General features: G+C 62.9%; 12 protein-coding genes. 9 read left to right on the top strand and 3 right to left on the bottom strand.

Annotated elements, in window-relative coordinates:
• Positions 1–27: 27 nt before the first annotated feature.
• A complete protein-coding gene (locus NLM27_RS18500) occupies positions 28–1203 on the bottom strand; it encodes a glycosyltransferase family 4 protein (RefSeq protein ID WP_254144671.1) in 1176 nt (391 codons plus the stop codon).
• A gap of 284 nt (positions 1204–1487) precedes the next feature.
• Here NLM27_RS18500 and NLM27_RS18495 point away from each other — a divergent pair, with 284 nt between their 5' ends.
• A complete protein-coding gene (locus NLM27_RS18495; protein WP_254144670.1) occupies positions 1488–3578 on the top strand; it encodes a GumC family protein in 2091 nt (696 codons plus the stop codon).
• Positions 3579–3630: 52 nt separating this feature from the next.
• On the opposite strand, the gene NLM27_RS18490 is transcribed toward NLM27_RS18495, so the two are convergent.
• Positions 3631–4977, bottom strand: a complete 1347-nt coding sequence (locus tag NLM27_RS18490) for a lipopolysaccharide biosynthesis protein (RefSeq protein ID WP_254144669.1) — start codon at positions 4975–4977, stop codon at positions 3631–3633.
• Positions 4978–5433: 456 nt separating this feature from the next.
• Here NLM27_RS18490 and NLM27_RS18485 point away from each other — a divergent pair, with 456 nt between their 5' ends.
• Positions 5434–6657 carry an NAD(P)/FAD-dependent oxidoreductase gene (locus NLM27_RS18485; protein ID WP_254144668.1) on the top strand — a complete coding sequence of 408 codons (1224 nt, stop codon included), beginning with the start codon at positions 5434–5436 and terminating at the stop codon, positions 6655–6657.
• 29 nt (positions 6658–6686) lie between these two features.
• Here NLM27_RS18485 and NLM27_RS18480 read toward each other — a convergent pair whose 3' ends face one another.
• Positions 6687–7823 (bottom strand): GNAT family N-acetyltransferase, encoded by a 1137-nt coding sequence (locus tag NLM27_RS18480; RefSeq protein WP_254144667.1) that lies wholly within the window; start codon positions 7821–7823, stop codon positions 6687–6689.
• 228 nt (positions 7824–8051) lie between these two features.
• Here NLM27_RS18480 and NLM27_RS18475 point away from each other — a divergent pair, with 228 nt between their 5' ends.
• From NLM27_RS18475 to NLM27_RS18445, 7 genes are all read left to right on the top strand, one after another.
• Positions 8052–9362 (top strand): O-antigen ligase, encoded by a 1311-nt coding sequence (locus NLM27_RS18475; RefSeq protein WP_254144666.1) that lies wholly within the window; start codon positions 8052–8054, stop codon positions 9360–9362.
• The gene (locus tag NLM27_RS18470) at positions 9359–10384 is read left to right on the top strand and encodes a glycoside hydrolase family 5 protein (protein ID WP_254144665.1); all 1026 of its coding nucleotides are present in this window, start codon (positions 9359–9361) and stop codon (positions 10382–10384) included. Before NLM27_RS18475 ends, NLM27_RS18470 begins: the two co-directional genes overlap by 4 nt.
• 601 nt (positions 10385–10985) lie before the next feature.
• Positions 10986–13346: a TonB-dependent siderophore receptor gene (locus tag NLM27_RS18465; RefSeq protein ID WP_254144664.1), complete on the top strand. Its 2361-nt coding sequence runs from the start codon at positions 10986–10988 to the stop codon at positions 13344–13346.
• A gap of 358 nt (positions 13347–13704) precedes the next feature.
• Positions 13705–13932, top strand: a complete 228-nt coding sequence (locus tag NLM27_RS18460) for an MbtH family protein (RefSeq protein ID WP_254144663.1) — start codon at positions 13705–13707, stop codon at positions 13930–13932.
• Between the two features lie 23 nt (positions 13933–13955).
• The gene (locus tag NLM27_RS18455; RefSeq protein WP_254144662.1) at positions 13956–14711 is read left to right on the top strand and encodes a thioesterase II family protein; all 756 of its coding nucleotides are present in this window, start codon (positions 13956–13958) and stop codon (positions 14709–14711) included.
• Positions 14712–14727: 16 nt separating this feature from the next.
• Positions 14728–15648 carry a TauD/TfdA family dioxygenase gene (locus NLM27_RS18450; RefSeq protein ID WP_254144661.1) on the top strand — a complete coding sequence of 307 codons (921 nt, stop codon included), beginning with the start codon at positions 14728–14730 and terminating at the stop codon, positions 15646–15648.
• A gap of 65 nt (positions 15649–15713) precedes the next feature.
• On the top strand, positions 15714–25460 hold the full coding sequence (locus NLM27_RS18445) for a non-ribosomal peptide synthetase (protein WP_254144660.1): 9747 nt from the start codon (positions 15714–15716) through the stop codon (positions 25458–25460).

Genomic DNA, 25460 nt, shown 5'->3' with positions numbered 1-25460 from the left:
CGAGCCAATCTATTCCAACGCGTCCCGTCAAATGACTTGGCTGAGAAGTCGAACGTATTCCTCAACCATGGCATCGACCGAATAGCGCGATTTCAAGCCTTTGGCGTTTTGCCGCAGTTCGTCGCTCAGGGTTTGATCCGTCAGAATTTTCGAAACGGCTGCCGACAGCTTCGCATGATCGGAGGCGTCGACGAAGAGTGCAGTCGGTTTTCCCTCGAAAGACAACACTTCGCGCAACACCGGAAGATCGGTGACGACGGAGGGAACACCGGCGTTTGCAGCCTCGACCGCAGCCAGGCCGAAGGTTTCAGCCTGCGTCGGGAATACGAACACGTCCAGACAGGCGAGAAAGTCCGCCATCCGGCGCGGGGGGATTTCGCCGAGCAGATACAGCCTGTCCGATACGTTCAAGTCGTCGGCCAGCTGCCTCAGTCGGGCTTCATCGGCGCCCTGTCCGGCCAGTGCAAGGTGCCAGGATGGTTCATCCGGCAGCAGGCGTATCGCCGCATCAAGCCGCTTGTGCGGGTGCAGCCTTGCCGCGCAGCCGAGCAGGGTGCAGTCCGGCGGCAGATTGAATCGTTCTCGTGCTGCTTCCTTCGGCAAGGTGAGGGCCTTGTCGTCGAACCCGTGCGGGACATGGACCATGCGTGACCGATAGGCCGCAGGGTAGCGCGAATATTCGCACTGCATGTCCTTCGAATTGAGCGTGATGCGGTCGAAGAAGCCGAGGCTGCCCATGACGATGTCGGCGGTACGGACGGGCCAGCTCATCGAGAGCGCGGATGAAACCTGGTTGGCGATGACAGGCGCGCGGCAGACGAGGCGCGACACGCCGGCGCCGATGACGTTACCGAAATGCTGAAAGGTCAGAACGGCGTCGGGCCTGGTTGTTTTGATATGACTGCCGAGCGTCCACAACATTCGCAGCAGGGCCAGCGGATGTCCCGGCCGGCTCGGGGCGCAGTAGAGCGTATCGGGCGGCTCGTCGAACGAATCCGACTTGCGGAAGAAGAACAGATTGGTGACGCGGTAGCCGCGGGCGGAGAGGCCAGCTCCGAGCAGCCTGGAGATCTCCTGTGCACCGGCGTTTTCGGCCTGGGTCTGTACGAGAAGGACGTGCAACTTCCGTCCATCGCCGTTGGACGGGGCGAATGCTGTCGCAGTCGTCTCGCCCAACTCCTTGTTTGGCTGGTAGTGGAGCACGGATCCCGACCCGCTGAAGAACTAAAATTTTCACTTTCTTAACTCCGTACCTACCATGCGAGCATGGCGCGGACACCGACTAGCAACAAACGGAGTTAATGCGCGGCCTGCCGGAACAACATCGTTTGCGAGAGAATTCTGATGGCTCCGAAGGGAAGTGACGCGATCGCGTTAACCAATTGGTCATGCTCGCGCGAGAGGCGGGTAACCGCGGATTAACCATAGATATTTACGGTGGAGCAGGCCACTGAACAGTGTTCGCCAGTTGAATCCGAGTAAAGTCCATGACGTTCGGTCGCCGCGCAGACCCGACAAGTTCCGGATCGACCGGCGTCGCCGCGTCGTGGAGTCGGAATTCGTCGAACGGTGAGGCCGCCGGCACCGCTGCACGCTTTGGCGGTGCGCTCACCGCGGCCGGTGCGCTCGCCTTCCTTCGCGACAACGCTCGACGGATATTGACGCTCGCTCTCGCGATCTTCGCGTTGGGCGCCGTCGTTCTCCTGGTCATTCCGGTTCGGTTCGCAGCGACCGCGCTGGTCGTCGTCGATCCCCGCGAGCAACGCGTGACCACGGAGCAGGACGTTCTGCCGGGCATAGGGCAGGACAGCGCCGCGTTGCAGAGCCTGGTTGAAGTGGCGAAGTCCGACGGATTTCTCAAGCCGCTGATCGACGAGCTCAAGGTTCGCGACGACGAAGACCTTGCTCGCGGATCCACCGACCCCGGGCGCTTGCTCGAACGGTTCCGCAACCGTCTCGACATCTCCCGTCGCGGGCTGACCTATGTCATCGCCATCCGGTTCACCTCGAACCGGCCGGAGCGGGCCGCCTATTATGCCAATGCTATTGCCGAGGCGTTCGTCGCCAGGCAGAGCCGCATCCGCACCGAGGCGACCGACGAGGCTGCGGACTGGCTCGGCAGCCGGCTCAAGACGTTGAACGACCGGCTGAAGGCGTCGGAGGACGCCGTTGCCACGTTTAAGCTCGAGCACAGGATCGTCAACGCCGGCAAGGATGCCACGACCCAGCAATTGCGGGTGACCGAGCTGTCGCAGCAGGTGGCTGCTGCGCGCGCGCGGACCGAGGAGGCGAAGGCTCGCTACGAGCAGGCGCAACGCGACGTGAAGGCGAATGTCGAGAGCCCGGTCAAGCAGGATCTCCTGAGCGCGCTGCGTGCCCAACGATCGGCGCTCAACGATCAGATTGCGCAGAAGCGGGCGGTGTTCGGCGATCGTCATCCCGACCTCGTGATGTCGTACAGCCAGCTGAACGATCTGAACCGGCAGATCGAGGTCGAGCGAACCAAGGGCATCGCAACCGCCAAATCGGAATATGAGGCCCAGCGCGATCAGCAGAAGGCTCTGGAAGGCCAGATGAAGGCGGCTGAATCGCAGCTCCTGGTCGACGGACAGGCCCTGGTGAAGCTCCAGGAGCTGCAGCGCGACGCCGAGGCCAATAGGAACATCTACGAACAATTCCTCTCGCGGTCCAAGACGACGAACGAGCAGCGCCTGTTGCAGAGTTCTCAGACCAAGGTGGCCTCGCCCGCCATTCCACCGCTTCGCTCGACCCTTCCGCCGCTGCCTCTGCTGCTTGCCGCGCTCGCGATCGGTTCGCTGCTGACATCGACAGCGGTCGTTGCTGCGACGGGACGCCGATCAGAGAAACCCGTTCCAGACATTCGCGCCGCCGAACCGGCTCCGCGCCAGCCCGCGGCGTGGTCACGCCCGCCCGTGTGGGCGCGTGTTCCCGACCGCGTGCCCGGCGAAGTGACCCGGAACATCTGGCAAGGTCCGGTGTCCATGACCGAGCTCGATCTCGGTCCACATCTGCGGCCGCTACTCGACAGGCTCGAGAAGTTGCCGGGACCTATGGGTAAAGTCGTTCTCGTGCTGTCGGTCGGAAAGCGTGCCGGCGGCAACACCGTCGCGCGGTCATTGAACCGGTGGGCGGTGAACGGCGGAAAGCTGAGCGTCCTGATCCGGGTCGAACCGGATCTCGGCGGTGCTGGAACCAGCCTCGCCAAGGCGCCGGCGGATGGCACGACCACGGCGGATTTTCGCAGCATTGACGAGCTTCTGAGCGCCGGCAAGGGGCCCGGGCCGTCGCCTGCGGACGATATTCGGTCGGAGTTCGATCTGATCATCGTCCATGCGACGTCGCTTGCCTTGCAGCCCGAGGCGGCGGCGCTGGCCGCTCACGCCGATCTGGTCATCCTGGTTGGTCGCGAAGACGCAATCGATTCAGCTGCAATGCGCAGGGCGACGGCTTCGCTCTCTCGCTTCGGCGGCGTGCCGACAGGGATCGTCGTCAATCATGTGCCGGCTGACCCGTCGTCGGCTCAACGTCGGGGTAAAGCGCTCGGCTTGGCCGGTTGATGCTCGTTCGGCAATGCTGGCCGAACCGCGCCTGCGGCGGTTGAACTGGAACCTAGTCGGTCGCGTCAGCGCCGCGGACCGCATAGGTGCCGCGCTTCGATCCACCGAAGCGCAAGAGCACGAGAATTGAAGGATCAACCCCGGTTCGCCGGCGACAGAGTACGTTGAGCGCGATGGTCGCAAGCGCCAGCGATACCGTGGCAGAGATCGCCGCGCCAAGCACGCCGAGCCAGGGAATCAGCACGAGAAAACCCACCAGCCGCAACGCCACATTCGCGGCTACGACGGGAACATAGATGCGCTCATGGCCGGTGAGCTGCAATATCGCTGCAGATGGACCGCCCGCCGCCTGAAACGCCGTTCCGATGGCGAGCACGATCAGGACCCAGTGCTGCGCGGCGAAATGGGGCCCGAACAGGTTGAGAAGATGGGGGCCGCCGATCCAGATCAGGAAGAGCCCGCTGATCACGCAAAGGCCGGTCACCTCCGCCATCAGCTGCAACGTTCGCTCGAACTCCTGATGGTTCTTGCTGAAGTACAGCGAAGGAAGTCGGCGCGCGCCGAAACTATAGAGCGCTGCCGACAGCATGGCGAAGATATTGGCAAGGCGCGAGGCGGCGAAATAGATGCCGGCGGTCGCCGGATCCAGCATCCAGTAAACCAGAATGACGTCGAAATACTGGTTCGCGGCTTCGAGGACGGACGCAATCCAGAAATGAAGCGCACTGGATCTCCAGCGGGACGGCTCGAACCGCGCCGTGGTGCCGCGGAGATCCGGCAGAGCTCGCACAATCGAAACGATCTGTGCGGCCAGGCCCACCGACATGGCGATCGTCATGACTGCGAACAATTCGGCGGGGTCGAGCCGTGCATAGCCGAACATGATTGCGAGCAGAAACAGGACGACGCCGACCCGCCAGAAGAATTCCCTGTTTCCTTCGCCCATGAGAATGCTGACCAGCGAGCGGGCAATCTGGCTGCCGAGCATCAGCCCCGCATTCACGGCGGTGTAGGCGGACACGGCGAAGATCAGCAGCCACCAGTCGCCCTTCAGGCTCGCCGCGATCGCGATTGCGCCGATCACAATCAGCATTGCGACGGAGGAGATCTTCAGGCTCGATAGAAGCACACCCTTGGTGAGATCTGGCCGATTTCCCACCTGATACTCATTCAGGAAGCGCACGAGGAGCGATTCCTGGCCGACCAGACCCACGACCGATGCGATCTGGGCAACCGAAAGCCAGGTCGCAAAGATGCCGAACCCATCGGGCGACATCGTTCGTGCCGCAAGCGAGAACAATGCAAACGCAAGCGCGCCGCTACCAACCTTGAGAAGGATGGTCCCGACGACACCGCGCGTCACGTCGCGCCGCATGAACTGGATGATGGATTCGATCATGGACGTTAAGGGGCAACTCTCTCCTGAAGAGATGCGTTCCGGTACCGGCGCCAGCCTAGCATGCCGAAAAACTGCGAGTGTTAATGAGCGGTCTCCGGGATCTTGCCGGCGACGACGACGTCGCCGCCAGGTCGGTTGCTTCACGATGGTACATCGCCGTCTCCATTGTCCCAGATAGCCCGGCTCGACCGAATGGCGCCATAGGCCGCATCGACGTCGAAGAAGCCTCGATCGAACGTCGGATGCGGAATGGCGCGCCGGAATAGCCGCCGTTCTGCCAAAGCGCGGATTTTGCAGAGCCTCCTGAGCAAAGCCCGTGCCGGAACATCGCAGGTCCAGATCGGTGCTCCCAGTCATTAACCTCGATCTCCGGAAATGATCGCGTTCGGCCCTGTGATGCGACATCAGGCGAGAAAGTTGCACATGAAGCCACGTTAACCGTGGAGAGCCTGGACTATGACGGCGGACAGAACCGTGACCGAGCCGATCGCCGCTGCGGAGAGCGCGACGATCGCTACGGACATCGTGATCGTCGGCGGCGGCCTTGCGGGTTCGCTGGCGGCAGCTGTTCTTGCGCGGGCAGGGCATCGCGTTGCCCTGGTCGACAAGCGCGCGGTCTATCCGGACGAATTCCGGGTCGAAAAGATCGGAGGCCAGCAGCTGGAGGCGTTCCGCAGGCTGGGCTTCATCCGCGGTCTCGAGAGCGCGGCCTGTCCATACGACCGCGTGCTCAATATCAGGGAAGGCAAGGTGGTCGATGTCAGCGTCGGCCAGGCCTACGGACTTCCCTATGCCGATCTCGTCGCCATGGCGCGCAGCCAGTTGCCCGATCCATCCAGTCTGGTCGTCGACGAGGTCACTGCGATCAGCTGTAGCGACGACGTCCAACATCTCGAGCTCGCCTCCGGACGGCGCGTCACTGCGCGCCTCGTGGTTCTGGCTACGGGCATGGCGGGAGTTCTCGGCTACAAGCTCGGCATCAGGCGGCGCGTGCTGGCTGCGGGTCACTCGGTCTCGTTCGGCTTCACGATCGCCCGCCGCGACGGCGCGCCGTTCGATTTCAAGGCGCTGACCTGTTACGGCGAGCGCACGGCAGACGGCGTCGACTACCTCAGCTTGTTTCCCGTACGTGCGGGCATGCGAGCGAATCTCTTCATGTTCCGCGATCCGACCGATCCGATCATGCGCGATCTGCGTCGCGAGACGGAAGCGACGGTTCTGCGCCTGCTGCCGGGATTGCAGACCTATCTCGGCGATTTCCACGTAATCGACCGGATACGGAACTGGGTGATGGACCTTTCCATCGTCGAGGGACACCTTCAGCCCGGCGTCGTGCTCATCGGTGATGCGTTCCAGACCAACTGTCCTGCCGCCGGAACCGGCGTCGCGCGCCTGCTGGTGGACGTCGAGCGTCTTTGCACCGAATATGCACCGCGCTGGCTCATGACTCCCGGCATGGGCAGTAACAAGATCTCGGAATTCTACTCCGATCGCGACAAGGTCGCGGCAGACCAGCAATCACTGAAGATGGCGCGATTCCGCCAGGCTCTGACCTCGCGTGACGATATCGGCTGGGATGTGCGGCGGCGCTTGCACTTCCTGCGGCGCAGTATCAGTCATCGGGTCGATCAAATGCAGCCAGGCTGGCTCGCACAGGTCCGCAGCGCACTTCGTGCCTGAGGGCCGCAGCCGTCGGCGCCTCGCGCTCGTCAGCGTGTCGGAGTTGATGTGCGGGTTGGCAGGAGCCTGAACTCCGACATCCGCTTGGCGGCCAGTTTGAGCCAGGGAGCTTGCTTCAGCGCGAACAACGCCGCCGCGCCTGCGGTGCTGCCGGCTTGCGTGACCGTCCACATCGGCGATGGCTGCCCGCCGAACAGTTTCTTGTACGGCTCATCGCCAATGGTGAAATCGAGCATCTGATCGCCGCGCTCGATGCAATCCCTCGCCACCTGCTCGAACATCAGCGCTCCCAGGGACTGGCTCTTGTATCCGGCAATATCGAAGGCGCTCATGATGACGTGGAACGTGCCCTGATGGCACAATCCCAGCACGGCGGCGATCACGTCGCCGTCCATCTTCATGGCATAAAGCCGCACAAAGGAGCCGAGGCCGCGGAGCGCCACGTCGGAATAGAAACCGAAATATTCGGGGCGCTGGAGGAGGTCTCCGTCGCCCTGTGACTGAAACCGCGGACCGCGAAATTTCTTCATCACCTCCAGCGCCTCGAGCGTGGAGCCGGCGTCATTGCAGCACGAGAAGCTCAACGCGCCCTTCTTCTGGAGCTGGCGGGATTTTTTCGCGAGCTCTTTCTGATAGGAGCGATCCATCGCACTGGCCCGCCATTGCTCGAACGGTGCGATGAGGACGGTCGCATAGGCATTGGTGTCCATCGAGACGCGACGGGGCGCGGACAGGAGGCTCTCGATCGGAAGCCGCCCGTCGGGAAGCTTGGTCATTCGGAGCAGATCGAAAGGGCGGAGCAGGCGTCGAAGCTCCGCACATGCGCTCTCGTCCTCGAGCAGTTGAGAAAACACCCCCGGACTGCAAACCGGCGCCAGATAGTCCGAGACGCGGAGGTCGGCAAATTCGATGGTCCGCATCGGACCACGCCGGATCCGCAGCAGGGGCAGCACCATCGCAAGCGCGCGCGTCGCGCGATGGCGAACCACGACGATCAGAGGGGTTGCCCCCGCATGAGACGCCAGCCCGGCGTAGAGGCTGTGCAGCCAGAGTGGATGTTGGAACGCAGTGGCGGCAGAGTTGTCGAACAGCTCCGCGTATTGCGGAGACAGAAAGTCGAACGTCTGCTCGGTGGCAACATCGAATGTGCTGCTAGATCTGTTCATGCGCAACCAAGGAAACCAGCTAATTCGAGAAATTCGATCGAGCTCGATCCGCGCTTTATAGCAGGGTCGTTACGAGCGACACACTGTCGCGGTGCGATTTGCGTTAATGCAGCTCGCCCGGTCTCATATCGTTACCAAATCCTTAACGCACGCCTCGTATGGGCCGGGGGCGCCGGAGATCGACCCGCGCTAGCAAATTATTAACCGCGCTTAAGGAAGGTCGGCTCTATGGCCAGCCTGCAGACCGAGGTGGATTCCGGGGCACTCGAGAGCGCGTTCTGGGAGACGCGCAGCGTTGGCGTTGAGAAGATTGCCAAAATCGCGATCAGCTGCTCGATCACCGTCAACGTGGTCGCGTCGATGGGCATCTTCAACGCCGCACTCCTGCCGCCGGAACTGACCTTCGTGCAACAGGCCGTGGCGCTCCTGATGTGGGGCGTCCTCATCTACGCCAGTGCATTCGTGCGTCCGCGCCTGCGATTGCAGTTCAATCCCGATTTGATCGCGCTGCTGGCATTCTACACTTTCGCGGTCATCTCCGTGTTCTGGTCGAGCCTGAGCGCGGCGGCGCTCATGAAGAGCGCGGCGCTTGCGATGACGACCTTTGGCGCATTCTGTCTCATCACGCGCATCGACATCGATGACGTTGTGAGGGCCACCTCCCATGGGCTCTTCATATTGGTCGCGGCATCGGCCTTCTGTGCGCTTGCCGTGCCCGATATCGGGATAGACCAGACCTGGATGCACAGCGGCCAATGGCAGGGTGTCTATGAATCGAAGCAGACGCTCGGCTTCGTCGGCGCCTATCTGATGTTCTTTGCATGCTATCGCAAGATGACGGGGCAGGGCTGGTTGGCCTTCCTTGCCGTATTTCTCCTGGCCTCAACCTGCGTTCTCGCGTCGGAATCGCGCGGTGCCGGTGCCGTCGCCCTGGCGGCCTGTGCACTGCTCGTGACCTCGATGTGGTCGATCGGCTGCATGAGGATCTATGCGATCCTGCCGTTCGTCATGTGCATTCTAGCCGGTATCCTGTTTCTCTACTTCTACGTCACCGGATATGACTCTATCCATGTCGGCGATGCGACGATTGATTTCACCGAGCGGACTTTCATCTGGCACTACGCCATCAGCCATTTCAATGACGCGCCACTGCTCGGTTTCGGGATCAACGGTTTCTGGACGGTCCCGTCGATCTACGATTATTTCGAGCAGAACCACGGCTGGGTGCTCGACAACTACCACAGCGGCTACATCGCGATCCTGATGGAGACCGGATTCCTGGGATATTTGCTCTTCACCGCCGGCGTCCTTCTGTTCTCGAACAAGATCCTGCATCTGATTTCGACACGATCCATCGATCGGTCGCACTGCGCCCTGATCATCGGATTTGTCGTCCTCAGCTTTCAGACCAATTTTACGGAGACGACATTTCTTCGTTCGACGATGTTCACGTCGGTGCTTCTGGTGGCGTTCCTCCTTGCAACGTGCAGAGCCGTGCCCCAGCCGGCACTTCAATTCCCAGAGATGGACGTGAGATGACCGCCACCCGGGCGCCCTGGCCGCGAGGTCTCAATCTTCTCGCGACGGCATTCTTCCTTGCATCGCTGTTTTCCCCGGCCCTCGGGGCCGAGCAGGCAGCTTCCCGCAACGTCCCGAAACTGGGGCGCGGCATCAACATTCTCGGCTATGATGGAATCTGGGAGGGCGGTCGGAATGCGCCATTCCGCCTGGACAATCTGACGGCCATCAAGAAGGCCGGGTTCTCGCACGTCAGAATCAATTTCTTCGGGTTCAAGTTCATGAACCCCGAAAATGTCCTCGATGAGATCGTTCTGAGGCGGCTGGATGCCGTCATCGAGGAGGTCCTCGCGAGGGGCCTCATCCCCATCGTCGATGAACACGATACGCACATCTGCCAGCGCGACGTTTCTGAATGCGCTGGGAAGCTTAGGGCGTTCTGGCGGCAGATCGCCGAGCGGTATGCCGGAAGGTATCCAGCACTTGTCTTTGAGGTCCTGAACGAGCCTGGCGGACAAATGACGTCGTCGAGCTGGAATTCGATCCTCAACGAATGTCTCGAGATCATCCGTCGCACCAATCCCGACCGGCCGGTCATCGCCGCCGTTCTCAATATCGATGACATCCCCGTTGACGAACTGGCTCTGCCGGCTGATGACCGACAGCTCATCGTGACGTTTCACTATTACGCGCCGATACGGTTCACGCATCAGGGCGCCCCGTGGTCGCAAACGTTTTCGCGGATCGGGCCGCTGGATTGGGGCAGTCCGGACGACGAGGCGAAGGCGGCTGCCGATTTCAGGAAGGTGAGCCTTTGGGCGGAGAAAGAGAAGCGCCCGATCTATCTCGGCGAATTCGGTGTGTATGAGCGCGCTCCATCCGACAGTCGCCTGCGTTATCTGTCATTCGTCGCGAGAAGCGCCGACAGGCTTGGCTGGTCATGGGCCTATTGGCAGTTCGATCATGACTTCGCGGCCTTCGACAGCGCACGTCAGGCCTGGAAGCCGGACATCCTGCGTGCACTGGTTCCGTCGCCACGCTGAAGCGGATGCGCCGCTTTCCTTTTTGCACGGTGTGCCGGAGTCGCGATCCGAGCCGTGGCGGCTTTCGTAGTAACAACGCGCGCGACGTCGCAATTGTCGCATTTCATGCGAGTCGCGCTGCCGGCTTCATTACAGAACGAACCTCGCCGTTGCAGAAGAGCCACTCCGTGCAACATCTTTCGGCTCCGCGGTTCTGTGGGATGTCGGATGTTTTGGCTTCGGATCCGAGGCCACCATGCTTCTTTCCGGGGGACGCGCATCCAGCATGGCGTCAGCCGAGTTGCGGCCATCAGCGATGGGCCGACAGAAATTGATGCGGCCACATTCATGCGGTCGATACGTAACCAACTCGACTCAATCGGAAATTCGGGGGCGGAGCGACAGAGCGTCACGCGATGCCGCATGCGGATCGATGATTAGAACGATTAGAAAATAGAACATTTCAAAAAATTGGACGGCGTCGTTGGAGGCCGACATCGATCCTCCAATCGCGATGGTTTGCCGTACCGCCTTAGATGACTTCTAGTCCCGAGTCCCTTCTCGGAGCACCCTCGTATGTTAGGAGAGCGCGGGGATATGCTTGCGGATTTGGGGTGCAGGAATGACGCGTGAACTCTCGGCCGGGAAAATTGTGCGTACGCTATCTCTGGGAGCGGTGAGCTATCTTGCACTGTCGTTGGACTCTTCAGGCGAGCTTCAGCATGCGTTCGCGCAAACGAATCTGCCGCCGGTGACCGTCGATGCTCCCAAGCCGAGAGTCCGGCAGTCGGTTCAGAGATCGCAGTCGACGCGCGCATCGCGGGGACAGAGATCTGTCGCCGCGACGGCTCCCCGCCAGGCCGCGCCCGTTCCCTATGTCGTGCCGTCGACCGGTACGGTCGGCACGGCGCCGCCCGCCTATGCGGGCGGCCAGGTCGCAACCGGCGGAAGTCTCGGTCTTCTGGGCAATCGCGGCGTGATGAACACGCCGTTCAACCAGACCAGCTACACGGCCGAGCTGATCCAGAATCAGCAGGCGCGGACGATTCGTGACGTTCTTGCCAACGATCCCTCGGTCAGGGTCGTTCAAGCGGCGGGCGGTGGTGCGGATAGTCTCTTCATTCGCGGCTTCTACTATGACAGCGGCGACTATGGACTGAACGGTCTCTACGGAATCGCCCCATATTACTCCTCGGGTGCGAATTTCGTTGAGCGCGTCGAGGTGCTGAAGGGCCCGAGCGCATTGCTCAATGGCATGACGGCCGGTGGTACTGGCGTTGCGAGCGGCGGTGCGGTCGGCGGCAGCGTCAATCTGATCACCAAGCACGCGCCCGACGTCGACATTACGCAGCTCACGGCAACCTATGTTTCAAAATCGCAGTTTGGCGAGAATATTGACGTCAGCCGCCGGTACGGTGAGCACAAGGAGTGGGGCGTTCGGCTGAACAGCACCTACTCGAACGGCAAGACGCCCTGGAATCGTCAGACCGACGAATTCGGCAACGCGGTTCTGGGACTTGATTATCGCGGAGAGCGCGTGCGCGCGGCAGTCGATATCGGTTATCAGGCCGACAATCTGAACCCGCCGCTGCGCTTCTTTTCAGTTCCGACCACGACGACGATCATTCCTCCGCCGCCAAAAGCCGGGCTTAATTTCCAGGTCCCGTGGGCCTATTATGCTCCGACCGATTTCTTCACCACGGTGCGCAGTGAGGTTGATGTTACTGACTGGGCGACGGCCTATGCGGCGTTCGGCTATCATGACAGCAATATCAACTACACCTATCCATCACCCATTATTACGAACGCGAGCGCGCCACCCAGCGTGTTCCAATTGGGAGGCCTATCTTCCCAACCAATACGAGGCAAGGAAACGTTCGAAACGCTCGCCGGGGAGGCCGGTGTTCGGGCCAGCATTGACACTGGTCCCGTCAATCACGCCGTGAACGTCAATTACTCAATCAACGACCGAACCTATCGGCAGCAGGTCTGGAATCGTAGCGCAATTCCAGCTAGCAATCTCATTTTCTGGAACCTTTACAACGAACCGACAAATATTCCCCAACCAGCGCTGAATAATCTTGCTGCCAACCAGTGGACGAATGTCAATCTCACGAGCGTTGGAATTTCGGACACGATGTCGCTGTGGAATAAGCGCATCCAATTCACGGTTGGCGTTCGTCGCCAGACGGCGGGAACGGAGGTGACGAACTTCCTTAGCCCCGCCTTGAGCCGACCGGATCAAGATGCATCCGTCTGGAGCCCGGCATATGCGCTTCTCGTGAAGCCAATCGAGAACGTGTCGCTCTACGCAAATTATATCGAGGGACTGCAGACACCCGTTGTGGTCGGGGGCACATTTGCGAACGTCGGAACTGTTTTCCCGCCGTCGCAGACCAAGCAGGCCGAAGGAGGCATCAAGATCGACGCGGGTCGATTCACGACCACGCTGAGCGTGTTCGACATCAGCCAGCCCAGCATCATTTCGGTGGGCTCCGGCGTCACCGCGACCCAGCAACTCAACGGCAGGCAGCGCAATCGCGGCACGGAGCTCAACGTGTTCGGCGAGATCACTCCGGATATCCGCGTTCTCGGCGGCGTCGCCCTGATTGACGGTGTGCAGGAGCAAACTCAAGGCGGGATCAACAACGGAAAGAAGGCGGTCGGCGTGCCCGTTGTCAACGTCAATATGGGCGCGGAATGGGATACGCCGTTTGTGCGTGGTCTCACGTTCACGGGCAGGGTCATCTATACGGGCTCGCAGTACGTCAACGTCACGAACACGCTGACTTTGCCCGAGTGGACGCGTGTCGATATTGGGGCGCGATATACCTTTATTTCTCCCTGGAACGGAAAGCCGATCGTCGTGCGCGCCAATATCGAAAACGTCGGTAACAAGGCGTACTGGGCTTCGGCCTATAGCGGGGTCATCACGCTTGGTGCGCCTCGGACCTATCTGGTGTCCACCACCTTCAATTTCTGAAGCACTTGCTTTTCGGAATTCATGCCGCCGCGGTTGATCCGCGGCGGCATTGTTTCGTCGTGAGCCATTCAATGCAATTGATGACAGTGCGATGAAAGAGCGCCAGTGACAAAACGCGCGATCATGTCACATCGGAAAAGTTCCTGCGTGCGCTGTTAGAATTGCAGCAATCTGTGACGTGTTCTGAAATGCCGATGTTTTTCCGCGTGTTGGCACGCAAGCGCGGAGGTTGCATTATGCCCGTCCGTCGCCAGTTTTGAGCTCTTAAAAAAAGTGGTGTCGTTATTGCTTTGACCGTCGTCTGCTTCTGACCTAGTCAAACGTCTCTGCTTTCGCTTTCCGAAAAGGGGACCGAACCATGATGGTGTTCGACAGAGACGACGTCACCTTCACCGTCGTCGTCAATCACGAAGAGCAATACTCCATCTGGCCGACGTTCAAGGAAATTCCGGGCGGCTGGAAGGCGGTGGGCAAGACGGGCAGCAAGAAGGAATGTCTCGACCACATCGAACAGGTGTGGACCGACATGCGCCCGCTCAGCTTGCGCAAGTTCATGGACGCCGCGGCACCTCAGCGGTCGGCGTAGTCAGCGCGGATCCCGGTCTTCCGATGCGGCTTCTTTGTCTGCCTTACTCCGGCGGCAGCGCCATGTTCTATGCGCGGTGGCGCAGGTTGCTGCCGTCGTGGATCGATGTACGGCCGGTTGAGTGGCCCGGGCGCGGCGCGCGCATGGACGAGCCGCTGGCGACGGATCCGCGCGTGCTGGCAGCGCAGCTCGCCGGCGAACTCGGCGCGCAGCTCGATGGTCCCTACGCATTGTTCGGGCACAGCCTTGGTGCGGTGATCGCGTTCGAGCTTGCGCATGGCCTGCTCGATCGCGGAGCGCCTGCACCGTCTATTCTCTTTGCCTCGGGTGCGGAAGCCCCGGCAGTTCGGGACGGCAGCAAGTGGCGCCAGCCGCTGAGCGACGAGGCGCTGATGCAGGAGCTGCGCGATCTTCAGGGCACGCCCGACGAGGCGCTGTCGAACGCAGAGCTGATGCGATCCGCGCTGCCCGTGCTCCGCGCCGATTTTCTGATGTGCGGGGCCTATGTCTACCGGCCGCGGCGTCCGTTGCCATGCCCCGTGCACGTCTTTGGCGGAGCGGACGACGAGACCGGTCGCGAAGCGCTCGAGGCCTGGCGGCAGGAGACTTCTGGGTTATTCACGCTCGATATCCTGCCGGGGCATCACTTCTTCATTCACACGCAGCAGGCTGAGCTGATCGAGCGGATCGGCGCGGCGCTGGCCCGGCAATCGGGGCGATCGATTGGTTTGCATCGGAGCGAGGATCATGAGCGCGTTCTCCGTCCAGCCACTCATTGAGGGCAGAACTCTTCCCATGCTGCTCAAGGCAGATGCGGCCGGGGATCCGCTCGGCAAGGCACTTCCTATGCTGCGCGAGACGATCGATCGGCACCTGATCGATAGTGGTGGCATCGTATTTCGGGACTTCTCGCTCGATGGTCCCGATGCGTTTCGGGCCTTCGCGGCCGATTTCGGCCATCCGCTGCTCACCTACGAGTTTGGATCGACGCCGCGTTCGCAAGTCACCTCGGGGGTCTACACGTCCACGGAGTATCCGCCGCACCAGCACATCCCGCTGCATAACGAGCAGGCCTATACCCGCGATTGGCCGATGAAGATCTGGTTCTATTGCATGCAGCCGGCACTCGAAGGCGGGGAGACGCCGATCGCCGACAGCCGCGCCATCTATCGCGACATGCCGCCGGCCATTCGCGAGCGATTCGCCGACAAGGGCGTGATGTATGTGCGGAACTACGGCAATGGCCTCGACGTCGAGTGGCAGCAGGTGTTCGGCACCGACTCGAGGTCGGAGGTGGAGGCATACTGCGCGCGCCACGACATCGAATGCGAGTGGAAGGAAGATGGCGAGCTCCGCACGCGCCAGATCTGTCAGGGCACGGCGCGGCACCCGATCACGGGGGAGTGGGTCTGGTTCAACCAGGCCCATCTGTTCCACGTCTCCAATCTCGAGCCAGAGGTGCGCGAGAGTCTGCTCGACGTGGTCGACGACGAATCCGATCTGCCGCGCAACGTCTTCTACGGCGATGGTTCGGCGATCGAGGATGAGACGCTGTCAACCGTCCGGACCGTTCTCGAGACCCACAAGATTAGCTTTCCCTGGCAGGCCGGCGACGTCGTGATGCTCGACAACATGCTCACTGCGCATGCGCGTGCTCCGTTCAAGGGGCCGCGCAAGGTGATCGTCGCAATGGCCGAAGCTCATCGGCACGGGTGATCGGCAGCACGCATCATTCGAGTGGTGAGGATTTCCGGCCGGCGGCCGGACAAGGATTTTCGAACATGGACAGAGCCAACCTGGTCGAACGCTTGCGAGAGCACGCCGCCTTGCGACCGGAGAAGGTGGCGTTACGCTTCCTGGACGGCGACGACGTTGCCGATGAGCTGACGTTTGCCACGCTCGACGTTCGCATCAGGGCACTTGCTGCGTGGTTGCAGCAGAGGGGCGGTGCGGGCGAGCGGGCGGTAATCCTGCTTCCGAGCGGGATCAATTATGCGGTGGCATTTTATGCCTGCCTGTACTCGGGCGTGATCGCCGTTCCCGCGTATCCGCCGGAGGGCGGGCCCGAGCGCTATGCAGGACGTCTCAACGGCATCTTGCGGGACGCGGCGCCGCGCTTCATCCTGGTGGAGACGGCTCTGCGCGATCTCATCGAAGCGACGCTGCCCAAACTCGGCGACGTCCAAATCGTCGCGGTGGATACGATCCTGTCCGAACTCGCTTCGGAGTGGCGGGAGACGAGGCCCGCGGCCGATGCCATCGCATTCCTCCAGTACACTTCGGGATCGACTTCACAGCCGAAGGGCGTTTGCGTCACTCATGGCAATCTGGCGGCCAACGAGCGCGCCATTGAAGCGGTCGCTGGTGGAACGCCGGACGACGTCTTTGTGAGCTGGCTGCCGCTCTATCACGACATGGGACTGATCGGCGGGCTTCTGAATCCGTTGTTCACGGGCTTTACCGGCGTCCTGATGTCACCGCGGAATTTCCTCGAGCGGCCGCGACGCTGGCTCGAGGCCATCGACCGTCATGGCGGCACGTTGAGCGGCGGGCCCGACTTCGCGTACGCGCTGTGCGCCGATCGCATCTCGGATGAAACCATCAGCCGATTGGACTTGAGCCGGTGGAAATTCGCATTCTCGGGGTCGGAGTTTGTGCGCCGAACCACCCTCGAGAAGTTCGGTGACAGGTTTGCGCGAGCCGGGTTCAACCGACGGGCGTTGACGGCTTGCTATGGCCTCGCGGAGGCGACGCTGCTGGTCACGGCCGGCGATATCGCCGCCGAGACCGTCAGCCATACGTTCGTCACCGCGGAGCTGGCCGCAGGCCGTATCGCGAGCGCCAGCGAAGGCACCGACCTCGTGGCATGCGGTGGAACCGCTGCAGATCACACTGTGCGCATCATGCGTGTTGACGGATCGGCCGTGGCCGAGGCGAACGAGGTCGGTGAGATCTGGGTCGCGGGTCCCAGCGTCGCGCTCGGATACTGGAACAATCCTGAGGCTACGCAACAGGCCTTTGTCGAGCGGGACGGCGTCCGTTGGCTGCGTACCGGCGATATCGGTTTTGTTCGTGACGGCGCACTGGTCGTGGCCGGGCGTCTCAAGGACCTGCTGATCGTTCGCGGGCAGAACGTTTATCCGACTGATGTCGAGCAGGCGGTCGAAGCCGAGGTCGAATCCGTCCGCAGCGGGCGGGTTGCCGCTTTCCCGGTCGAAATGGACGGGCGTGAAGCCATCGGCGTGGCGGCGGAGTTCAGCCGCGCCGTGCTCAAGCGCAGCGATCCCGAAACGCTCGCGCATGCGATCGGCGAAGCAGTGCTGCGGCAGGCGCAGGAATATCCGGCCGTGATCGTTCTGCTGAACCCGCAGGCGATGCCGCTGACCACGAGCGGCAAGCTGCAGCGGTCGGTCTGCGCGGCGCGCCTCGCCGACAACACGCTCGACACGTTCATGGTGTTCGAGAGGGGCCGTCGCCGCGGCGTGGCTTCCCTGACGGTGCCGGTGACCGATACCGAGCGTGTCGTCGCCTCGATCTGGTGCGAGGCGCTTGGCGTCGCGGCGGTGCATCGCGAGGACGATTTCTTCGTGCTGGGCGGAAACTCGATCGCGGCCGGACAGGTCGCCGCAGGGATCCGCGACCGCCTGAATGTGGAAGTGGAGCTGCGCGCCTTCTTCGACGCGCCGACGCTGACAGCCTTCGCTGGCCGGATCGATACGCTGATGGTCGCCGGTGCCGGGCCGGCGTTGCCGCCGATCCCATGGGCCGCGCCCGCCGATCGCGCGATGCTGTCGCACGCGCAGGAGCGGCTGTGGTTTCTCTGGAATATGGATCCGGCCGGAACGGCCTATACGGTTGCAAGCGCGATCCGCCTGAAGGGGCGGCTCGACCGCGTCGTGCTGTCGCGCGCCCTCGGCGAGATCGTCCGTCGTCACGAGATATTGCGCACCACATTCATCGCAAGGGATGGCCGTGGAACGCAGCTCATTCACGATGTCATGCGTGTCGACATTCGGCACGAGGATCTCCGGTCCTACTCGGCGCGCGAACGCGCCGAGCGCGCGGGGAGGCTCAACCGATCCGAACTCGGCAAGCCGTTCGATCTCGCGAACGGGCCGCTGTTGCGCGCGGTGCTGCTTCAGTTCGCAGACGACGCGCACGAACTGCTGCTGCTCGCCCATCACATTATCGTCGATGGCTGGTCGCTCGACGTGCTGCTCGATGAACTGGCCGGTCTCTATCGCAGCGGTATCGGTCAGGGCGCGGGCGCGCCGCCGATTCCGGCGATTCAATACGCAGACTTCGCGGCCTGGCAGCGCAACTGGCTCTCGGACGGCGAGGGCGATCGGCAGCTCGCGTACTGGCGCGCCAAGCTTGGCGATGTTCACCCGGTCCTGGCGTTGCCGCATGATCGGCCGCGCCCGGCGAACCAGAGCCATGCCGGCGACACGATCGGTTTTGCCGTCGATGGCGCGCTCGCCGCGCGGCTCCGGGAGATCGCCGGAAAGCAGCGCGTCAGCGTCTTCATGCTGCTGCTCGGAGCATATCAAATGCTGCTGCATCGCTACACCGGGCAGAGCGATCTGCGCATCGGTGTGCCGATCGCTGGGCGTCGGCACACGCAGCTCGATCGGCTGATCGGATGCTTCGTCAATACACTGGTGCTGCGAGCCGAGATTGCCGGCGAATCGAGCTTCCCCAGCCTGCTGCAGCAGGTCAAGGACTCGGTGGTCGAGGCGCTGTCGCACCAGGATCTTCCCTTCGAAATGCTGGTCGACGGCCTCAGGCCCGAACGCAGCGGCGGCCACAATCCGTTGTTCCAGGCGAAGTTCAACTACATGACGGCGCCGGGCGGTTTCGCCGGCGTCGAAGGGCTCACTGCCGAAATCGACATCATCGACCTCGCAGGTTCGCATTTCGACCTCGCGCTCGACGTCATCGATGGCGCCGTCAGCATGAAGGTGACGTTCAACTACGCCGCCGATCTCTTCGATCGTCCGACCATTGCGCGGCTGGCGGCGCAGTTCGGTTCGATACTGCGCCAGATCGCGGACAATGCCGAGCGGCGGGTATCGGACTTCGTCATCGACCAAGGGCACCGGCAGACCGTGTCGAGGCAAGCATCGGCGTTCGGCTTCACCGATGTGCTCAGCCTTCACCGTGCATCGACCGCCGATAGGCGGAGCGCCGTAGCCGTCCGATGCGGCCAGGAGCAATTGACCTTTGCCGATCTCGAGCGCAGGTCGAACCGCATCGCGCATGTGCTCATCGCTGAGGGTGTGACGCGCGAGACACCGGTCGCGCTGTGGATCGAGCGCTCGCCGGCCTTTGTCACGGCCTTGCTCGGCGTGCTCAACGCCGGTGGGGCCTATGTCCCCCTGGATCCGAAATGGCCGCCGGAGCGCATCCGCCGCATCCTGAAGGACGGCGGCATCGATATCGTGCTAGCGGTGGGTGAGACATTGGCCGAAGCGCGTGGGCTCGGCTGCCTGGTGCTCGATGCCGAGGCGGAAGCCGCGCGCGAGGAGACACCGAGTCTGCCGACCGGCGCGCCGATTCACCCGGAGCAGGCCGCTTACGTCATCTATACGTCGGGGTCGACCGGCGCGCCGAAGGGCGTCAGCGTCTCGCACGGCGCCTTGGCCAATTATGTGCAGGCTCTGCTGCAACGCCTGGAGCCGCGTCCGTCAGCGAACATGGCGATGGTTTCGACCGTGGCGGCTGACCTCGGCCACACCGTCCTGTTCGGCGCGCTCGCGTCCGGCGGGACGCTGCATCTGATGCCTCCGGACGCCGTGTTTGACGCGGATGCGTTCGCGCAAGCCATGCGCGAGGGCGAGGTCGACGTTCTCAAGATCGTGCCGAGCCATCTGCGAGGGCTGCTGAAGGCTTCGCGGTCGGCTGACGTTTTGCCTCGCGACACGCTCATCCTCGGGGGAGAGGCTTGCGATGGCGCACTGCTGGACGAAGTCCGGCGCTTGCGGCCGGAATGCCGCATTCTGAATCACTATGGACCCACGGAGACGACCGTCGGCGCGGTGACGCATGAGTGCACGGCTGAAAGCGAGGCCGATCCCGTGCCGATCGGACTGCCTCTCGCCAATTTGCGCGCCCATGTCCTGGATGACGCGCTGAACGAGGTGCCGATCGGTGTCGCCGGCGAGCTCTATATCGGCGGTGCAGGTCTGGCACTGGGCTATCGCGGCGCCGGGGGGCTGACTGCGGAACGCTTCGTGCCGGATCAGTTCGGAGCACTAGGTGAGCGGCTCTACCGAACCGGGGACCGTGTCCGCTGCGACGGGGCGGGCCGGTTGATATTCCTGGGCCGCATCGATGATCAGATCAAGTTGCGCGGCTATCGCATCGAGCTCGGCGAGGTCGGGCGCGTCATCAAGGCGCTGCCGGGGATCAATGATGGGGTGGTGGTCCCGCGCGCGATTGGCGGGAGCGCAGAACGCCAGGAGCTGGTCGCCTATTGTGTGCCTGAGAGCAGCGCTGGTCCGCAGGCCGATGCGATCAAGCAACAGCTTGCTGCGATCGTGCCGGACTATATGGTGCCGTCGCACATCGTCGTATTGGCGCGCCTGCCGCTGACGCCCAATGGAAAGGTCGATCGTCGTGCGCTGCCTGAGCCGGCGCAAGACGATGCGTCCGCCGGATATGCCGCGCCCGCGGGAGATACCGAAGGAGCGATCGCCGCGGTCTGGCGCGAGGTGCTCGGGCGGGAGCGTATCGGTCGCGACGACAACTTCTTCGAGCTTGGCGGCGATTCCATCCTCAGCCTGCAGATCATCGCCCGCTTGCGCAAGCGCGGCATCCGACTGACGCCGAAGCAGATCTTCAGCCAGCAGACGGTTGCTGGATTGGCGACGGTTGCCGTCTTATCGACAGGGGCGACCGCGAAGAAGGAGAAGCGGGACGCGAAGACGTCGACCGACACTGATCCTGCATCCGGCATGCGACACCTGGTGCCGATCCAGGCGCGTTTTTTCGCCGAGGATATCGGAAACCGGGATCACTGGAATCAGGCCGTTCTGCTGCGGCCTCAGGTGCGCATCGACTGGGAGACACTGCGGCGCGCGCTCGCCGCCATCGTGGAGCATCACGATGTGTTGCGCCTGCGGTTCAAGCAAGTGGATGGTGCTTGGCAGGCGGAGCAGGGCCCGTCGCCGGCGCCATCGGAGTTACTATGGCTTCACACCACTGTCGATGGCACGGCGCAGATCACGGAGTTCGCCCACGCCGCGCAGGAGAGCCTCCGGCTATCTTCGGGGCCGCTGCTGCGCGCGGTCGGCATGAACCTAGTGGATGGCGGCCAACGGCTGCTGCTTGCGATCCATCATCTCGTTGTCGATGGTGTGTCCTGGCGCATCCTGCTGGAAGATCTCGCATCGGCATATGACCAACTGCAATGCGGCAGTTCGATCACGCTGCCTCCGAAGACGGACTCGTATGCTTCGTGGAGCGAGCGGCTGCATGCCTATGCGGCGAGCGCGGAGATCGCGGCCGAATTGTCCCACTGGCGCGATTGTGGGGCCGGCGCCCGCCTGCCATGTGACGATGACCATCGTGGTATCGATCGCGTCGGTGACGGCGACGAGGTGTCATTGGTGTTAGATGCTGACCTGACGTCGCGGCTGCTCGAACAGGCGCCTGCGGCGTATCGGACACAGGTCAACGACCTGCTGCTGGCTGCCCTCGTGCGCGCGGTGTCGTCCTGGAGCCGGCACGACGAGATCACGGTGGAGCTCGAGGGCCACGGCCGCGAGGACATTTTCCCGGACGCAGATGTATCGCGTACCGTCGGCTGGTTCACGACGGCATTCCCGGTCCGGCTGAGGGATGACGGCACCGGCGAGGCTTCACTGATCAAGGCGGTCAAGGAGAAGCTTCGCGCGGTTCCGAACCGCGGCCTTGGCTATGGCGTGCTGCGCCATCTCGGCACCGATCAGCAGCGCCACGCCCTGGCGCAACTGGCGGAGCCGCAGATCGTCTTCAATTATCTGGGCCGGTTCGACGGCAGCACAGGTACCACCCAGCGCTTCACCTTTGCACAGGAGAGCGCAGGTCCCTCGCGCAGCGCTACGTCGCCCATGCGCGGACGGCTGAACATCACCGGCCTCGTGCGTGAGGGTCGGCTGGAATTGTCTTTCGGATATGGACGCAAGCGTTATCGGTGCGCCACCGTCGAGCGGCTTGCGGCACTTTACGAGGATGCGCTGCGCGAACTGGTCGCGCATTGCTGCAGCGGAGCCTTCAGCCTCACGCCGTCGGATGTCCCGTTGTCCGGGCTCGCTCAGGCCGATCTCGATCGGCTCGCGGCGCCCTTGGATCTTCGCGGTATCGAGGACATCTACCCGCTCTCGCCAATGCAGCAGGGCATGCTGTTCCATGCGCTGCGTGACGGTGCCAACGATGCCTATGTAAACCAGGTCGGGTTCGAGCTGTTCGGCGTCGATGCTGGCAAGCTGCGAGCCGCGTGGCAGGCGGTCAGCGACCGGCATGCCGCGTTGCGGACCGGGTTTGTCTGGCAGAACCTGTCGGGCGCGCCCCAGCAGGTGGTGCACCGCCATGTGACGGTGCCCTTCGTCGAAGAGGATTGGCGCGACACCTCGCCTGTGGATCTGGAACCCGCGCTGGCCGAGATATCCCGACGTGACCGCGCGATGGGTTTCGACGTTTCGCAGCCGCCCCTTCAGCGCATTCGCTTGATACGTCTCGATAACGACCGTCATTGGCTGATCTGGACCCATCATCACATCTTCGTCGATGGTTGGAGCTCGGCCCGGCTGGTCGCGGAGGTGTTGCAGCACGTGAGCGGCGACACGCTGCCGGTCGTGCGGGGCAGCTATCGTGACTACATTGCATGGCTGCAGGATCGCGATCACGAAAGCGCAGAGAAATTTTGGCGCGCGGCGCTGGCAGGGCTCGAAACGCCGACGCTGCTCGCGAACGCGCTGGCGACCAGCAAGACCGCGGGGTCCGAGGAGCACGTCAGTGTCGCGCTTGCGGTGGACGCGGAGCTGACCGAGCGTCTGAAGTCGTTCGCAAAGCGCGAACGGGTGACGCTCAATACGCTCATACAGGGGGGGTGGGCCCAGTTGCTGCGTCGACATTCGGGGCGGTCCGCAGTCTCTTTCGGCGTGACCATATCGGGCCGTCCGGCCGAACTGCCCGGTTCGGAGGAGATTGTAGGCCTCTTCATCAATACGCTTCCCATCGTCGATGCGCCAAACCCGCGGGCCGCCGTCGGCGACTGGCTGCGTCAGTTGCAGGAACAGAACCTTTCTCTGCGCGAGCATGGCTGGACGCCGCTTTACGAAATTCAGCGCTTTGCCGGCCATGCCGGGCAGCCGCTGTTCGACAGCATCCTTGTGTTCGAGAACTATCCGATCGATGAGGGATTGCTGCGGGGCGGGGAGGGTCGCCCTCGGCTGGGGCGTGTGGCGCATGTGACGCCGACGAACTACGCGCTGGCAGTTGCGGTGTTCGCCGCAAGCGACCGGCTGAGTATCGAGTTCAACTATGATCGGTGCCGGTTTGACGAAGCGGCTATTCTGCGTCTTCGCGACATTCTGCACGGTCTGCTGGAACGTATTGTAGCGAGTGCGGAGCGTGCGCTCGGTGATCTCCGATCGGCATCTGATCAGGACGCGCGGCGAGCTCTCGAATGGAGCGGGGCAATGGGATTGCCGTCGGCATCTTCCTGCGCCGACGTCGTGACGCATATCGAGGCGCAGGCCGCGCAGGCGCCTTCCGCCGTTGCCATCGTCTGGGGCGATCAGCGCATCTTCTATGGCGAGTTGAACGCGCGTGCCAACGCGCTCGCGCGGCGACTTCGCCTCTGGAACCTCGGTCCGGATCGGCTGGTCGGCATTGCCCTGACGCGAAGCCCGGACACGATCATTGCGCTGCTCGCGGTCCTGAAGGCCGGCGGCGCCTATTTGCCGCTTGATCCGGACTATCCGGCCGAGCGCCTTGCCTACATGCTGCGTGACAGCGGCGCGGCGTTGGTCCTGACCCAAGGCGTGCTGCTGGAGCCGCTCGCGCCGGTGCTGCGCGAAGCCGGGGTCGAGGCCTTCTGCATCGACGAACCGTCGCCGCCCGTCCGCGAGGACAGCGGCAACCTCGACGTCGAAGTGCATCCGGACAGCCTGGCCTATGTCATCTACACGTCGGGATCGACCGGAATGCCGAAGGGTGTGGCTGTTGCGCGCGGGCCGCTCGCCATGCATTGCGAGGCGATCGGCCGGCTGTACCGCATGACCTCCCGCGATCGGGAGTTCCAGACGGCATCGATCAATTTCGATATCGCCCATGAGCGATGGCTGGTGCCTCTGATGACGGGCGGATCGCTCGTGCTGCCCTCGAAGCCCGGCCTCTTGGTCGACGACCTCGTCAGCGAGATCGCCCGCAACTCAGTGACCTCGATCTTTCTTCCGCCAGCCTATGCGGATCAGTTGAGCGCGGTGTTGCGGCAGAGCGGGCGAAGGCTTGCGCTCAGGGCGTGTATCGTCGGCGGCGAGGCCTGGTCGGATACCGGGATCAAGGCATTCCGCGGGGTTGCCGATGTCGATCTTCTGGTCAACGCCTACGGCCCGACCGAAACGGTGATCGCGCCGACGGCGTGGCTCGTCGACGACGCCATGCTGATACCTCGCCAGTCCGCCCCGATCGGGCGGCCCGTCGGCGCGAGGTCCGCGCATATCCTCGATTCCGACCTCAACATCGTTCCCGCTGGCGTGACCGGCGAGCTGTTCATCGGCGATGTTGGCCTGGCCCGCGGCTATCTGAACCGGGGGGTGCTGACCGCGGAGCGATTCGTCCCCGATCCGTTCGGCGACAGCGGCATGCGGGTCTATCGGACTGGCGATCTCGCGCGCTGGCGGGACGACGGCGTGATCGAATATGTCGGGCGCGCCGACCAGCAGGTGAAGGTCCGCGGCTTCCGCATCGAGCTCGGCGAGATTGAGGCGCGCCTGCTCGAGCAGCGCGGTGTGCGTGCGGCGGCCGTCGTGGCCGGCGAGGGCAGGACCGGGCGGCAATTGTTCGCTTATGTGAGCGGTGAACCGTCGCTCGACGGCCGCATTTTGCGTGACGCGCTGTCCGCCGTCCTGCCTGATTACATGATGCCATCGACGGTGACGGTACTGGAGCAACTGCCGCTCACGCCGAACGGGAAGATCGATCGGCGGGCGTTGCCCGCGCCGGGCGAGGATGCGTTGACGCGCCGCGCCTATGAAGCCCCCGAGGATGAGATCGAGCTCGCACTTGCCGGGATCTGGGCGGAGTTGCTCGATGTCGACCAGGTCGGACGCAACGATCACTTCTTCGAGCTTGGCGGGCATTCCTTGCTTGCCGTGCGGGTGCTCAGCCGGGTGTCGCACGAGATCGGCGTGCCGATCGCGGTCTCGGATCTGTTCGCTCATCCCGATCTCGCATCATTTGCACGTGTCGTGTCGATCAGGCTGATCGAGCAGGAGTTCGACGCCGAAGAGCTCCAGGAACTGGTCGGAGCGGAGCAGTGA

The organism is Bradyrhizobium sp. CCGB12 (genome assembly GCF_024199845.1).
Lineage (GTDB): Bacteria > Pseudomonadota > Alphaproteobacteria > Rhizobiales > Xanthobacteraceae > Bradyrhizobium.
Note: the sequence above shows the minus strand (reverse complement) of the source record. Positions and strands in the feature narration are given on the sequence as shown.

Coding starts and splice junctions, on each gene's coding strand:
- NLM27_RS18450 (WP_254144661.1), top strand. CDS start 14,728: ATGCTGCTCAAGGCAGATGCGGCCGGGGATCCGCTCGGCAAGGCACTT.
- NLM27_RS18480 (WP_254144667.1), bottom strand. CDS start 7,823: ATGAACAGATCTAGCAGCACATTCGATGTTGCCACCGAGCAGACGTTC.
- NLM27_RS18485 (WP_254144668.1), top strand. CDS start 5,434: ATGACGGCGGACAGAACCGTGACCGAGCCGATCGCCGCTGCGGAGAGC.
- NLM27_RS18490 (WP_254144669.1), bottom strand. CDS start 4,977: ATGATCGAATCCATCATCCAGTTCATGCGGCGCGACGTGACGCGCGGT.
- NLM27_RS18455 (WP_254144662.1), top strand. CDS start 13,956: ATGCGGCTTCTTTGTCTGCCTTACTCCGGCGGCAGCGCCATGTTCTAT.
- NLM27_RS18475 (WP_254144666.1), top strand. CDS start 8,052: ATGGCCAGCCTGCAGACCGAGGTGGATTCCGGGGCACTCGAGAGCGCG.
- NLM27_RS18445 (WP_254144660.1), top strand. CDS start 15,714: ATGGACAGAGCCAACCTGGTCGAACGCTTGCGAGAGCACGCCGCCTTG.
- NLM27_RS18470 (WP_254144665.1), top strand. CDS start 9,359: ATGACCGCCACCCGGGCGCCCTGGCCGCGAGGTCTCAATCTTCTCGCG.
- NLM27_RS18460 (WP_254144663.1), top strand. CDS start 13,705: ATGATGGTGTTCGACAGAGACGACGTCACCTTCACCGTCGTCGTCAAT.
- NLM27_RS18495 (WP_254144670.1), top strand. CDS start 1,488: ATGACGTTCGGTCGCCGCGCAGACCCGACAAGTTCCGGATCGACCGGC.
- NLM27_RS18465 (WP_254144664.1), top strand. CDS start 10,986: ATGACGCGTGAACTCTCGGCCGGGAAAATTGTGCGTACGCTATCTCTG.